This window comes from Aquamicrobium sp. YD-1-mutant5 (assembly GCF_059509755.1).
On the sequence record NZ_JCAKKP010000016.1, the window covers coordinates 70,031 to 84,195 of the forward strand.

The 14,165-nt window shown below is 59.9% G+C and carries 9 protein-coding genes; 7 read left to right on the forward strand and 2 right to left on the reverse strand.

The features are described 5' to 3' along the window. Position 1: 1 nt before the first annotated feature. On the reverse strand, positions 2–1,063 hold the full coding sequence (locus tag AC5XE7_RS17580) for a DUF6088 family protein (RefSeq protein WP_272809200.1): 1,062 nt from the start codon (positions 1,061–1,063) through the stop codon (positions 2–4). Beyond that, positions 1,060–3,801: a UvrD-helicase domain-containing protein gene (locus tag AC5XE7_RS17585; protein ID WP_272809201.1), complete on the reverse strand. Its 2,742-nt coding sequence runs from the start codon at positions 3,799–3,801 to the stop codon at positions 1,060–1,062. Before AC5XE7_RS17585 ends, AC5XE7_RS17580 begins: the two co-directional genes overlap by 4 nt. A gap of 157 nt (positions 3,802–3,958) precedes the next feature. Here AC5XE7_RS17585 and AC5XE7_RS17590 point away from each other — a divergent pair, with 157 nt between their 5' ends. From AC5XE7_RS17590 to AC5XE7_RS17620, 7 genes are all read left to right on the forward strand, one after another. Further along, positions 3,959–5,137, forward strand: a complete 1,179-nt coding sequence (locus tag AC5XE7_RS17590; RefSeq protein ID WP_495366995.1) for a phospholipase D-like domain-containing protein — start codon at positions 3,959–3,961, stop codon at positions 5,135–5,137. A 392-nt stretch (positions 5,138–5,529) separates the two neighbouring features. Beyond that, positions 5,530–5,712: a hypothetical protein gene (locus tag AC5XE7_RS17595; protein ID WP_272809203.1), complete on the forward strand. Its 183-nt coding sequence runs from the start codon at positions 5,530–5,532 to the stop codon at positions 5,710–5,712. A gap of 219 nt (positions 5,713–5,931) precedes the next feature. Continuing rightward, positions 5,932–6,891, forward strand: a complete 960-nt coding sequence (locus AC5XE7_RS17600; RefSeq protein WP_272809204.1) for a DUF3991 and toprim domain-containing protein — start codon at positions 5,932–5,934, stop codon at positions 6,889–6,891. A 145-nt stretch (positions 6,892–7,036) separates the two neighbouring features. Continuing rightward, positions 7,037–7,639 (forward strand): DUF1419 domain-containing protein, encoded by a 603-nt coding sequence (locus AC5XE7_RS17605; RefSeq protein WP_272791895.1) that lies wholly within the window; start codon positions 7,037–7,039, stop codon positions 7,637–7,639. An 11-nt stretch (positions 7,640–7,650) separates the two neighbouring features. Continuing rightward, positions 7,651–8,049 carry a DUF3085 domain-containing protein gene (locus AC5XE7_RS17610; RefSeq protein WP_272809238.1) on the forward strand — a complete coding sequence of 133 codons (399 nt, stop codon included), beginning with the start codon at positions 7,651–7,653 and terminating at the stop codon, positions 8,047–8,049. 98 nt (positions 8,050–8,147) lie between these two features. Continuing rightward, positions 8,148–13,304 carry a helicase-like domain-containing protein gene (locus AC5XE7_RS17615; RefSeq protein WP_272791897.1) on the forward strand — a complete coding sequence of 1,719 codons (5,157 nt, stop codon included), beginning with the start codon at positions 8,148–8,150 and terminating at the stop codon, positions 13,302–13,304. A 121-nt stretch (positions 13,305–13,425) separates the two neighbouring features. Then, positions 13,426–13,863: a hypothetical protein gene (locus tag AC5XE7_RS17620; RefSeq protein ID WP_272791898.1), complete on the forward strand. Its 438-nt coding sequence runs from the start codon at positions 13,426–13,428 to the stop codon at positions 13,861–13,863. Positions 13,864–14,165: the final 302 nt, after the last annotated feature.

Below are 14,165 nucleotides of genomic sequence, written 5' to 3' on the forward strand. Positions count from 1 at the left end.
TTCATTGCCTGGAGTGACTGCGTTTGTTGCTTGTTATGCGGGTCGAGACCGACTTACGTTTCAGGCGAGGATCGCCATGGCGATGTCCATCATCGTCGTTGCGGTGATGATCGTCGGCGTCGTAATCATCTGCAGTGCGATCGCTACTGACATGCTGATCATGATCGCCCCTCTCGCCTTCGATGAGCGGCTTGAGAAATGTCCACATCCATGTCGGAAGCGCGGTAATGCCCGCTGCCAAATCGGCTTTAATGGCCGCGCCGACCGCAGGATCCTCGAAAAGCTTGGCAAGTTTGCCGCTCACGCGGTCACTTTCACCTTCGCGGAGCAAAATATCGCGAATCCAGTAAAGCGCTTGAACGACCCGCATTGCCGGTCGTCCGGCCCAGAACAATTTGCTGGCGGCTGTTGGACGAAAGGTGATCGTCACATTGCCGAGCTTGATCGGTCGCCGACGTGCATCGGTATGGACGATAATTTTTGCAGGAACAGCGTCTGTCAAACCGAGGTCATTTGCTGCAGTCATTCCGTCTACAAGCATACGGGTTTGATCGCGGCGCCCAACGGCATCGATAACAGAGCGCGGATCGGGAGGATTGGGCTTTTGAGTTAGTTTGTTAAAACCAGGCTGGTCATAAAGTCCTCGATCGATCCGCCTGAGGATTTCTGTTTTTGTTAGGCGTTGCAACGCCTTGTCGACCGCATCTCGCGAGGCGAGGTCAACGAAATCGCTAGGCGTCCAAACCTTGCGCGGTGAATCCCCACGTATGCGTTCGAGCATTGCTGATTTCAGATCGGGTGAGTCGGCTGCCATGTCCGAAAGATGTATACTTTTTTCGGACAAAAGGCGAGTCCGAAATATACATACAAATTTCGGACAAACGCTCCGTATGTTCATTGACGAATGCTGAAAACGCGAATGGTTGGCATCGGCCGTGCCGACGCGAAATGCGTTCGGTATCGTGCGATCTGGCCGGTAGAGCAGTTGTTTCCGGCCGACACGATCAATTGGAAGAGCGATTGCAGACCTCGCGCAGCCGCGCAGGCGACGTGGCTCGTTCATTCGGCGCTTCGTCGCTGCGTGTGGTCACAGCCGGGATACTGGTTACACCCGAGAAAGCGGCCGTTGTTGCGACCTTTCCGTTCTACCAGTTGGCCCACGCCGCACGCCGGACATTGATTTAGCGTATCACCATCAATGGTCTCGAAACGCAAGTTTTCGCCGGCGATTTCTGAGAGCTCCCGAATATATCTGGATGGCTCACGGCTGTTCGTAAGCAGGAACACGCCGCGGCTTGCGCGGGTCAATGCGACATAGAAAAGGCGGCGCTCCTCGGCAAACTCAAATGTCTCCGGTCGCGGCATGACTAGATTGAACAGCTCGTCGTCCTCTATCCGGCTTGGCACCCCATAGTCGCCTTCACTGACATCGAGCAGAATCGTATAGTCGGCCTCAAGTCCCTTGGCTCGATGGAACGACAGTCCCGACACCTCGATATGCTCGAATTTTGGTGTCGCCCCCCTGAACGGGTCCAGCTGGTTGTAGCGCCACAGCACCATGACCTTGAGTTTCTGGTGTCCATCACTCCGCCACTGTACGGAAATCCCGCCAAGGAAGGTGTCGAGGCGCTTCAGCAATCGGAGGCATGAATCGGCGAAATCTGGCTTGCCCCCTTCACCGTCGGTCGGAATGACCCGGATCGACCGCGCAATCGCGGGCCGTGTCGATCGCACCGACTTTTTAAGTTGGGCGGCATTGCGCTGCACGAAACTGGCGGCCGTCTCGGCGATGAGCTGGTTGCAACGATAGGTCTGCTCCAGTCGACCTTGCCAGCTTGCCCCGAAATTCGCCTCGAACTGCGTGAAGATCGTTATGTCCGATCCGGCGAAGCGATAGATGGACTGCCAGTCATCGCCAACCGCAAAGATCTTGGTGAATGCCTTCTGATGCTTCAGCGCCTTAATCAGGTTCGCACGCGGCTCGGAAATATCTTGAAATTCATCGACCAGGATAAGGGAGTAGGGGCTCTGATACTGTCCGGCTTCCACGAGCCGCGTGGCATTGGCGATCATCGAGTCGAAGTCTATGCGATTGGCTTTTTCAAGCTTCCGGGAATAGGTCTCGGTAATCTTCCAGACGACCTGAGCAAACTCTTTGGCGCGGGTGCGGTCGTGGAGCGCCTTGGCCCGCTCAAGCAGCATGTCCAGGGTGAGGTGACTGGCGCGGATGTGTTTGATGCAGACCGCAATCAGCTTGTGATAGTGCTTGATGACAACAGGCTCGAGGGCTTTGACGATCGCCGTATAGCTCTTTCTTTCGAACGAGATGCCCCGTTTCGTGAGCTGCGCCTCGAGTTCCTCAATCAGCGATCCATTGCACGCTTGTGCAGACGTCGTCTGGAAAACGTCCATCCCCGCCTTGCGGTAGCCGGCCAGCTTGTGTTCGGCATGGGTGGCGTAGTCTGTGAAGGGTGATGAGCCATCGGCATTGATAGCCAGATGCTCGTGTATCGTCTTGCTGGTGGGGTAATAGAAGTCCGGATGGACGTACCGGATCTGCCCGTTTTTCTCTTCGATCGGGATCTGGCGTTCGTAGTCGAATTCGACGGAATGCAGCCACAGCCAATTCGTGATTGTCTGCTCCTGGAGCGACTTCACATGTATCCCGGCCATCGTGCCGATGGTCGCATTGCCTTTCCGCCGGCGCACCGACAGATAGCGCTCGTAGTCAGCCTCAGAACCAAACACCTCGACCGGGATATCCGCCTTGGGATGAAGGACGAGGAGGTTGACCCAGAGATCGGCGAATTCCGCATCTGATCGCAGCAGATCGTCAATGATCTGTTCGATGATTTTCGCTTCGCCGGCAGGGTGTTCGACCCAGTCGGCGAGCTGTGGGGGACGGCCTTCGACCTCCTCGATAATTCCGCGACCCAGCGCATGAAACGTGGTCACTTTACATTCCGAATTTCCTGGATCTACCGCGAGCTGTCTGGATATCCGCTTCTTTAGCTCGTCAGCGGCGCTCTTGTTGAAGGCAAGGACGAGAATCTCTTCAGGGCGATAGAGCTGCTTGTCGAGGACATAGGCGACCTTGCCGACCATGGTTGCGGACTTGCCCGACCCCGCTGAGGCGACAAGAAGATTGTTGTCCTCCAGTCGAATGCATGCCTCGCGTTGCTGATCGGACAAGGACCGGCCGTCTAAATTGTCAAAGAACGACCGGTATCTCGACAGCTCAGCTGAGACAAACGCGTCATTATATCTGTGGCGCACGTCCGGATCGGTAACGAACGCGAGCGATCGGGGCAGCACCGCTTTCAGGGTGGCCGGCATCAGTTCCGGGTCGAACAGAGGGTGCGAAAGCGCGGCCGCGGCTTCACCGGTTACGCCCGCAATCGCACGGGCGAGGTCGGCATGGGCCAGATATTGCCGGTTACCCTCGGTGATAGTCTGTAGTTTCGTATCCACCTCGCTCAAGCGGTCGGTGTCAAAGCTGATCAGGTCGAAGAGGTGGCTGTTGATGAAGCTGTAAAGGTTTGCCGCAAGCCGGGTTGCTGCCTCTTCTCCGAGGCACGATAGGGTATGAATCCCTTTACGCGAGCGGACTTCAACCGAGTGCCACAGCAATGCCTTGGTGACAGAAATTGCTATGACATCCAGGCAAGGAAGATCGAGGGCGCCGTTCACATCGAGCTGCAAGGCTGCTGGTAACGACACGTTCAGCCTGACCTTCCATTTTCCTTGGGGAAGGAGCCGAGCAAAAAATCCAGGTCGGTATGTTCGAACGCGATCAGTCATCAGGGTTTAAGCGCTACCTGCCGGGACATGAACCCATCGAAGAGCAGGTCAAAGAGAACATGTTTGGGGTAGCAGATAGCTCATGGATATTCGCCATTTTTCAACGGGATGTTGCTAGGTCAAACCGATTATCACCAATGAGTAAAAGATCGATCCGATGACGCGAAACTTCCATTGCCGTGCCTGCCAGCACAACCTCTTCGACTGCACCTGCGAGTGTTCCAGTACCTTCGTTGCCGGGGCGGAACAACTGTCTCAATTTCTGGCGTTCTGTCTGCGAGGCGCCAAGCACGAGGTTATCATTTCTTCACCGTGGATCACCGGCGGAGCCTTGGCGACGATGTGGACGGAGTTGATGGGCGCGGCAAGAAGGGCAGAGATACATTTCTACACCGACTATGAGTTCAATCTGATGCAGGTCGACAAGAATTGCAAAGTTGAGGACTTGTTCGAGACATACAAGCGGTCTTTTGCCGAGGGCATTCGAATGCTCCGGGATTTGGGCGTTACCGTTCACCGATTGCGCGGAGCCCACAATAAGTCGCTCATTGTCGACGAAAGGATCTTCGTTGACGGTTCCTTCAATTGGCTGTCAGCCTGGCGCGATCCCAAATCGGAATTGACGCGCCACGATTCCGCTGTCGCCATATGCGGCCGGCGCGCTACGCGCCACCGCATGCAGTATCTTGAGCAGCAGTTTAATGTGCCGCTTGAGATGGAGCCAATTTTACTGGATCGCGATGACGAGGATGCGCTCACATACGATTTTCTCAATCTGACCTCGGAAGGCAATCGCTTTTTCACCGGCCGAGACGAGCCGACCTATACGACCGACGTTGCGCTTCCGGTCGGACAGCCCCTTTTCTTTTCCATCCTGGAGGAGTTCTCCGGGGTCATCTTGAAACGGGGTATAGATCGGCAAGTGCTCGACCGGAATGACAACAGCATCCGATTGGTACGCGACCGCGATGCCGCGATCGACCATGCTTGCGTATCATGGGGAGATGAAGTGCTTGTGGAGGACGCCAACAGCTTCGCCATCTTTGAGGTTGACCGTGCGCAACTGAAAAATTTACACCTCTTTGGTAGCTTTGGTAGCTTTGGTAGCTTTGGTAGCTTTGGTAGCTTTGGTAGCTTTGGTAGCTTTGGTAGCTTTGGTAGCTTTGGTAGCTTTGGTAGCTTTGGTAGCTTTGGTAGCTTTGGTAGCTTTGGTAGCTTTGGTAGCTTTGGTCGCACTCACCGCCGCTCGGACTATCGGACGCCGCTCCAAACCCGCGACATCATTCCGCCGCAGGCCCTAAGGCGCGACCGGACCACCTACGTCCAACAAGGTTAAAGATCGTGCTTAGTCTCCGCTTCGGCCAATCGTTTGCTGCAAGAGAGCAAACGTCCGGTCGAGGCCGTCAAGGCGATTGCCGATCAGGAAGGCGCCGGTCACCGCTAAGCATCTGCATGGCGCTTGATGGAAAGAACGCCGGGTCGTGGCTGTCGCTGCGGAACCGGTGAAAGATCTGTGCTGGAAGAACCGCCTGGCCCTCCGAAGCAAACCAACCCCGCTCTTTATGGATGGCGTCCTGGACCAGGTCCGGATCTCCGACGATCAACCCGTTGAGGGTCGGCTAGCAAGCTGCCGCCGCTCGGCTTCGCCTTCGCGGTGATCGCGACCGTCCCCGGTCCTTCGAGGAGCCATCGAGCGGGATCGGCCCGCTCCGGACGGAGGTTTCTCACATGGCACAGGATCTTGCATTCGCTCAACGCCACGCATTCGCACTTGCCCGCACTCTGATGGTCCCGGTCACGCTCTTCAGGTCCGGAAACGAGTTTGGCGTTCTCCCGAGCGACGAACTCGATGACGGCGAGGTCGAGACCATCGCCGAATTCGATCCCTTCGAATACGGGCCGGCTCATTGAGCCGGCTTTCCCCTTTTTAGGTGCCGCTTGCGAGCGGCAGGCGGCAAGGGAAGCTTCGCCGCGGCTGGCACGGCCAGCTCGGCAAGGTGCAGATCTGCACCTTGCCGGCCGCGCCCTTGCCACCTTTGCTCTTCGCGGGCCGCCGGAAAGGGGTCCCGCAAACTGCGGGGAGAAAGGAAACGGACAAGAAGGGCGGACGTGCGAGCGCCGACAGAAAGCATGGAGAAAAAAGAACTGGAAGACTTGCGGGACCGTGTTCTCTGCGGCGTCGTGTTGGAGCAGTCCGGCTTTGCGGTCGACGTGAAGGAGAGCACCCGCAAGGCGGTCAAATATCGGCGCGGTGCGGAAATCGCCATCGTCATCCATGACGGGCGGGGTTGGTTCGATCCCCTGTCCGACGCGAAAGGCGACGTCTTCAGTCTCGCCGCGCATCTCGAAGGAGTGTCCTTCGTCGAAGCGCTCGACCAGGTCGCCGCATTGGTCCATTTTGTCGCCAAAGAGCCGGTGTGGACCCGAAAAGCTCGAGATCCCGTTCCGGCCGCGACCATCCCCGAGCGGTGGGCAAAACGCCGCAAGCCTTGGCGAGGGTCGATGACGTGGCGCTATCTGCGTGCTGAACGCTGCCTGCCGGAGACCATCATCCGTGCCGCCCTCCAAAGCGATGTGCTGCGGGAAGGTCCCTACGGCAGCATGTGGGCCGCCCATGTTGATGCCGATGGCGGCGTCACCGGCTGGGAGGAGCGCGGCCCCGACTGGCGTGGCTTCTCGACAGGAGGGTCAAAGGTTCTGTTCCGGTTCGGCGCCCTCGACGCCTCACGCCTCTGCGTCACCGAGGCGGCGATCGACGCCATGAGCCTGGCCGCGTTCGAAGGAATGCGAGAGGGAAGCCTCTATCTCAGCACAGGCGGGGGATGGTCGCCGACGACAGAAGCCGCGGTTCGCGTGCTCGCCGCGCGCCCCGGCGCGCAGCTCGTCGCCGCCACGGATGCCAACAGTCAGGGCGAGGCCTTTGCCGGCCGCCTGCGCGATATCGCAGAAGATGCCGGCTGCGACTGGTTCCGCCTGACGCCGCCGGCTGAGGACTGGAACGACGCATTGCAGGAGAGAAAAGGAGAAGAAAAGGAAAGAAGGGTGGGTAGGGGAGGCCTGCCGCATGCCCGCCGGCCGCGTCAAGGGTGAAGCTTCGCCCGGCTGAAGCCGGCCCTTGACCCGACCGGACGGAGAGGCGGCCGCGGGGGAGGGGTCAGGAAGGGCTGAAGAGAAGATGGAGTCATCGCAAAGATGAGCCGCGCTTCAGCCCGACGAGGCTGAAAGGAGCCCGCTCATGAACCTCTCTCCCATCCGTAAAGTCTATCAGGGCATCGCCGATCGCCGCCAGATGTTCCGCATGTTCGACCGTCATGCGCAGCGCCCGAACCGATGGGAGTGCGACGACAGTGCGCTTTATCGCGGCGAATGGTTCGAGATCGGGGAGGCTTGCCACGATTACATGTTCGAGATCCTGCCGCCCCTCTGGATGCGGGGTGAGATGTTCGCCATGCGCGAATTCCTCACCGGCTCGATCACCAGCATCTTTTTCACGCTGTCGATCGACGGGCGTATCCGGCACTTCCACGGTTATTGCGACCTGATCGACAAGGGTTCGCCCGAGCGCATGCGCACCGCCATCATCGAGCGTGAATCCCGTCCTGTTCGGGCGATGACGCGCGAGGAGCGTCTCGAACATATCTGGAGCAGCACCGCTGACGACTATCGTGGCTATGCCGGCGAGCGTTGGCCGGAGGCTGATCGTGGCAAACGCACGGTGATGTTCTTCGCCAGACCAGGCGGCACCACATGCAAGCTGCTGGAAGACCTGACGGACGTGGAGATCGCGGCGAAGCTGCCGGTACATCTGCGTTACCTGCCCGACGCGCTCGCGGCGTGACGGAGGGCGGCATGTTCACTTTCTCACTCACGCACATTTGCGCCGTTCTGGCGCGTGGCCGTGCCGACGCGGCCGCAAACGGCGGCTTTCGGATTCCGTATCAGGGAATATCCCCTGAAGCCGAGGCCAGAGCCGGCCTGTGGCTGGTCGGTGACGAGAGCGTCTACCTTCTCTCGAACGGAAAACTCGCCGAGGGACAGCGTCCGCTCGTCATCTATGCCGAGGAATGCGATCCGAAGAGCAATCCGGATTACTGGCACTACAAGCGCCGATATTTCGGGGGCGATGACGGTGTCGAATTCATCGACGCGGTAGAACTCGAACAGCTCGTCGCGGCTCAGCCCGACGCGACGCATCTGCGGATCGTGATGGACGACACGTCCATATCCATCAGCGTGATCCGCCGCTGACGCGGCGCACCCTTCCAACAACTTCGCGACCGCCCCGCCCGGAGGCTCACCTCCAGCGGAACGATGGCGCTCGCCCCTTTTTCAAGGAGAGCATTTTCATGTCCAACGATCCTTTTTCGCTTGATCCGTCTGGCACCCTCGACATGTTCGGGAATACAGCCCTGTCGTCAGGGCTCGGCCTGGGCGTGACGGCCTTCGGTGGTCTCGCGCGCGAGGCGGCCCCCGAACCTGCGAATGACGACGATCCCGATCCGACGCCGCCTGCGCCCGCACCGGCGCTGCCGATCGCGCCGCCCCTGCGCTCAGCACCACGCCGGCAAGGGGAGCACACGAACTTCTACCTCGATGATGGGGAGGATCGCGGCCTTGCTGCGTCGTGGAAGGAACGTGCGCGATTGAGCGTGGCGGCAATCCTGATCGCCAATGAGATCGAGCGGAACAAGGTCCCCGTCACGCGCGAGCATCAGCAGCGGCTGATCCGTTTCACCGGCTTCGGCGCCTCCGAGCTGGCGAACGGCATGTTCCGCCGTCCGGGCGAGGTGAGTTTCCGGGATGGGTGGGACGATCTCGGCTCGTCGCTCGAAAGTGCCGTCTCGGAGAGCGACTATTCCAGCCTGTCGCGTTGCACGCAGTATGCGCATTTCACGCCGGAGTTCATCGTCCGCGCGATCTGGGCGGGATTGCAGCGCATGGGCTGGCGCGGCGGTCGCGTACTGGAGCCGGGCATCGGAACGGGCCTGTTTCCGGCGCTGATGCCGAGGGCGTATCGCGACAACACTTATGTAACCGGTGTCGAACTCGATCCGGTGACTGTGCGAATCGTAAAGCTCCTGCAGCCGAAAGCCCGGATTATCGAAGGGGATTTCGCGCGCGCCGATCTCTCGCCGATCTACGATCTCGCCATTGGCAATCCACCGTTTTCCGATCGCATCGTGCGTTCGGACCGGCACTATCGGTCACTTGGTCTCAGACTGCACGACTACTTCATCGCGAGGTCCATCGATCTCCTGAAGCCCGGCGCCTTCGCGGCCTTCGTCACCAGTTCCGGCACGATGGACAAGGTTGATGCGACAGCCCGCGAGCATATCGCCAGATCGGCCGACCTGGTTGCGGCCATTCGTCTGCCCGAAGGCAGCTTCCGCCGCGATGCCGGCACGGACGTCGTCGTCGACATCCTGTTCTTCCGCAGGCGCAAGGCTGGAGAACCTGAGGGCGACCAGACCTGGCTCGACGTGGATGAAGTCCGCCCGGCAACAGAAGACGAAGGCGCTATTCGCATCAATCGCTGGTTCGCACGGCATCCTGATTTCGTGCTTGGCGACCACGCCCTGACGTCGGGTGCGTTCGGGGAGACCTATACGTGCCGTGGTCGCGCCGGCGTCGATCTCGAAGTGGCGCTGAATGCTGCCATCTCTCTTCTTCCGGAAGATCGCTACGACGGCGAGCCGTCAGCAATCGACATCGACCTGGAGGACGAGCTCGGGGAGATCGTCGATCTTCGCCCCGGAAAGAGACAAGTTCGCGAGGGCAGCTTCTTCATCGATGCCAGGCACGGCCTGATGCAGATGGTCGAGGGCTCTCCGGTTCCGATCAAGGTTCGCAAGGGGCGGTCTGCCGAGAGGCAGCCAGGCGAATGCCTGTCCGGAAAGCATGTCCGCATCATCCAAAAGCTGATCCCGGTCCGGGATGCTCTGCGGGAGGTGCTGAAGGCTCAGGAACAGGATCGCCCGTGGAAGGATCTTCAGGTGCGCCTGCGCATCGCCTGGTCCTCGTTCGTCCGTGATTTCGGACCGATCAACCACACTACCGTATCGATCTCTGAAGATGAGGAAACCGGCGAGGTTCGCGAGACACATCGGCAACCGAACCTTCAGCCTTTCCGTGACGATCCCGATTGCTGGCTGGTGGCCTCCATCGAGGATTACGACCTCGAAACCGATACGGCCAGACCGGGTCCCATTTTCTCCGAACGGGTGGTCTCACCTCCGGCCACCCCGGTGATTACGTCCGCGGCTGATGCGCTCGCCGTGGTGCTCAACGAGCGCGGCCGCGTCGACGTCGACCATATCGCCGAACTCCTGCATCGTGACCCCGATGCGGTCATCGCCGACCTCGGCGACGCCATCTTCCGCGATCCCTCGGATGGGTCGTGGCGGACCTCCGACGCCTATCTTTCCGGCCCGGTCCGCACCAAGTTTGCGGCCGCTGAAGCCGCCGCTGCGCTCGATACCGCTTATCTGCGTAATGTCCGGGCGCTACAGGAAGTCCAGCCGGCCGATCTACGTCCGTCGGATATTACCGCACGCCTCGGAGCGCCGTGGATCCCGGCGTCCGATGTCGTCGCCTTCGTGTACGAGATGATGGGGGCGGATATCCGCATTCATCATCTGCCGGAACTGGGATCATGGACGGTCGAGGCTCGGCAACTTGGTTATAGCGCCGCCGGCACCTCGGAATGGGGCACGAGCCGCCGCCATGCCGGCGAACTGCTTGCCGATGCGCTGAATTCACGCGTGCCGCAGATCTTCGACACCATCAAGGACGCCGATGGCGAGCGGCGGGTGCTGAATGTCATCGATACCGAAGCGGCGCGCGACAAGCTCCAGCGGATGAAGGATGCCTTCCAGACCTGGGTTTGGACCGACCCTGATCGCACCGACCGGCTGGCGCGGGTCTATAACGACCGCTTCAACAACATAGCGCCGCGCAAATTCGACGGCTCCCATCTGAATTTACCCGGCGCCTCTGGCGCCTTCGTTCTTTATGGGCACCAGAAACGCGGCATATGGAGGATCATCTCCTCCGGCTCCACCTATCTTGCCCATGCTGTTGGCGCCGGCAAGACGATGACGATGGCAGCCGCCATCATGGAGCAGCGGAGGTTGGGCCTGATCGCCAAGGCGATGCTGGTCGTTCCCGGCCACTGCCTCGCACAGGCGGCGCGCGAGTTTCTGGCGCTCTATCCCTCAGCGAACATTCTCGTCGCTGATGAGACCAACTTCACCAAAGACAAGCGTCAGCGTTTCCTGTCGCGAGCCGCGACGGCGGTCTGGGATGCGATCATCATCACGCACTCCGCGTTCAGGTTCATCGGCGTGCCATCCGCCTTCGAACAACAGATGATCCACGACGAGCTGCAGCTCTACGAGGACCTGCTGACCAAAGTTGATGACGAGGACCGGGTCTCCCGCAAGCGGCTCGAGCGGCTGAAGGAGGGCTTGCAGGAGCGGCTGGAGGCGCTTTCCACCCGTAAGGACGATCTGCTGACCATCTCCGAAATCGGCATCGACCAGATCGTTGTCGACGAAGCGCAGGAATTCAGAAAACTCTCCTTCGCCACCAATATGTCGACGCTCAAGGGGGTCGATCCGAACGGGTCGCAGAAAGCTTGGGACCTTTATGTGAAATCCCGTTACATCGAGACGAAGAATCCGGGCCGGGCGCTCGTGCTTGCCTCCGGCACCCCGATCACCAACACGCTCGGAGAAATGTTCTCGATCCAGCGCCTGCTCGGCTACGAGGCGTTGCGCGAGCGCGGCCTGCACGAATTCGACGCCTGGGCCTCGAACTTCGGGGATGAACGCACCGAACTGGAGCTTCAGCCATCCGGCAAATACAAGCCGGTCAGCCGCTTCGCCAGTTTCGTCAACGTCCCCGAACTGATTGCTATGTTTCGGGCCTTCGCCGACGTTGTGATGCCGGAGGATCTTAAAGCGCACGTCAGGGTGCCGGAGATCGCGACGGGCAAGCGGCAAATCCTGACCGCTGCGCCAACGCCTGCCTTCAAAGCCTACCAGCAGATCCTCGAAACCCGCATCAAGGCGATCGAGATGCGCGAGGGGCCGGCGCAGCCCGGTGACGACATCCTGCTGTCCGTTATCACCGATGGCCGCCATGCCGCGATCGATCTCCGCCTGGTCATGCCGGCAATAGATGACGAGCCGGAGAACAAGCTCAATCTGCTGGTCCGTAACGCTTTCCGTATCTGGAGGGAAACTTCGGAGAACAGCTATCGCCGCCCGGACGGCAAAGTCTACGAGCTGCCCGGTGCGGCGCAGATGATCTTCTCCGATCTCGGGACGACCAATGTCGAGAAGACCCGCGGCTTCTCAGCCTACCGCTGGATCCGCGACGAGCTCATCCGCATGGGCGTGCCGACATCGGAAATCGCCTTCATGCAGGATTACAAGAAGACCGAAGCGAAGCAGCGCCTGTTCGGCGACGTCCGCGCCGGCAAGGTTCGCTTCCTGATCGGCAGTTCCGAAACGATGGGCACCGGCGTCAACGCCCAGCTTCGCCTGAAGGCCCTGCATCATCTCGATGTGCCGTGGCTGCCGTCGCAGATCGAACAGCGGGAGGGCCGTATCGTGCGCCAGGGCAATCAGCATGACGAAGTCGATATCTTCGCCTATGCCACGCAGGGAAGCGTCGACGCAACGATGTGGCAGCAGAACGAGCGCAAGGCTCGGTTTATCGCCGCGGCACTGTCCGGCGATACTTCCATCCGCCGGCTGGAGGATCTGAACGAAGGTCAGGCCAACCAGTTCGCCATGGCCAAGGCGATTGCCAGTGGTGATGAGCGCCTGATGCAGAAAGCGGGCCTGGAAGCCGATATTGCCCGGCTTGAGCGCCTGCGCGCCGCCCATGACGACGACCTGTTCGCCGTGCGCCGGCAGCTTCGCGATGCCGAGCGTGAAATCGAGACGGCAAACCGCCGTATCGGCGAAATCGGCCAGGACATCGAACGGCTGGTTCCGACCTCCGGCGATGCCTTCACCATGACCGTGATGGGCAAGCCATACACGGAGCGGAAGGATGCCGGTCGGGCGTTGATGAAGGAGATCCTCACCCTCGTCCAGCTCGGCCAAGAGGGCGAGGTTCACATCGCGTCGATCGGCGGCTTTGATCTCACCTATGAAGGCGAGCGCTTCGGCCGGGGTGACAACTACCACTACCAGACCCTGCTTCAGCGCACCGGCGCGGATTATGAGATCGATCTGCCGGTGACCGTCACGCCGCTTGGGGCCATCTCCCGCCTCGAGCATGCACTCGGCGGGTTCGAAGAGGAGCGGGAACGTTATCGCCTGAGGTTGGATGAGTACCAGCGGCGGCTTTCCTCCTACCAGTCGCGTCAGGGTGGCACCTTCGCCTTTGCCGACGAACTGGCTGAGAAGCGCCAGAAGTTGCGTGAGGTCGAGGAGGCGCTGGCGAAGTCTGCGCGCGGTGATGCCGAGGCCGAGGAAATTGCTGCTTAGCCCCGTTTCTGACGTCGCTTCTGACCTTGCCCTGTCTCGCTCTCGAAGGATAAGGATGGGCAACGCAGGAGCGCCTCAACGGAGAGCGGAAATCTGCTGTCAAGGATGCCAAGATCAGTCAATGGCGCGGATAGAATATTCGAAACTCGGCTTCTGCGACGCACTACCCGAGGAAATTCGCGGGACGATCGAGATGATGGCGCCGCAATTCCTTGCCGAAACCTGGCCCGTGCGGTTTGTCGCGCTGCTGTCGATGTTGGAGGAGATCACAGCTCAGGTGGAGGAAGCTGGTCGTCCGTTTGTCGTCAACAATTGGGTGATCATCGTCAGCGGCTTGCTGGAACACCTGCCACGCGATCTGTCGTCGCCTGAATGCCTGGCCTTGATGCGCCACAGCGCCCTCGAGCCTTTCCGGCAAAGTGCTATGCGAGAGTCACCGTGCTTGGACCAGCACGATGAACTCTTGCGGAGCAAATATCCGCAGTGGTCGGTAGTCGAGGACCTCCTCCGGGAATATGAAACATGGGCTGCGAAACAATCGCTGATAAAACCCCACTAGCAGTGATACGCATACGCAGACAGGCAAGGTCAAGTGGTTCCGACGTCTTCCTGCACCTGAGCAATATAGCCGATCCCGCCTGCCCGGTAATTCAGCCCGGCTTTGCGCCTTCAGTATGTGGTGGAGCGCAAGGACAGCACGGTCACAGCTAAGGATGTCCGCTCTTTATCGGCCACCATGCCCGGCATGGAGACGGATATCAACGACGAATCCGAGAGGGGATAAATCCCTACACCATGGGCCAGGCAGAACCTGCAGGCGCCTTCGATTGTGTGTGCTGCCTCGCGTTTCCCTCACCCGTC

Bases quoted from the DNA above. Each gene is read 5' to 3' on its own strand.
- AC5XE7_RS17595 (WP_272809203.1), top strand. From the start codon at position 5,530: ATGGCACAGGATCTTGCATTCGCTCAACGCCACGCATTCGCACTTGCC.
- AC5XE7_RS17610 (WP_272809238.1), top strand. From the start codon at position 7,651: ATGTTCACTTTCTCACTCACGCACATTTGCGCCGTTCTGGCGCGTGGC.
- AC5XE7_RS17620 (WP_272791898.1), top strand. From the start codon at position 13,426: ATGGCGCGGATAGAATATTCGAAACTCGGCTTCTGCGACGCACTACCC.
- AC5XE7_RS17580 (WP_272809200.1), bottom strand. From the start codon at position 1,063: ATGAACGAGCCACGTCGCCTGCGCGGCTGCGCGAGGTCTGCAATCGCT.
- AC5XE7_RS17585 (WP_272809201.1), bottom strand. From the start codon at position 3,801: ATGACTGATCGCGTTCGAACATACCGACCTGGATTTTTTGCTCGGCTC.
- AC5XE7_RS17605 (WP_272791895.1), top strand. From the start codon at position 7,037: ATGAACCTCTCTCCCATCCGTAAAGTCTATCAGGGCATCGCCGATCGC.
- AC5XE7_RS17615 (WP_272791897.1), top strand. From the start codon at position 8,148: ATGTCCAACGATCCTTTTTCGCTTGATCCGTCTGGCACCCTCGACATG.
- AC5XE7_RS17600 (WP_272809204.1), top strand. From the start codon at position 5,932: ATGGAGAAAAAAGAACTGGAAGACTTGCGGGACCGTGTTCTCTGCGGC.
- AC5XE7_RS17590 (WP_495366995.1), top strand. From the start codon at position 3,959: ATGACGCGAAACTTCCATTGCCGTGCCTGCCAGCACAACCTCTTCGAC.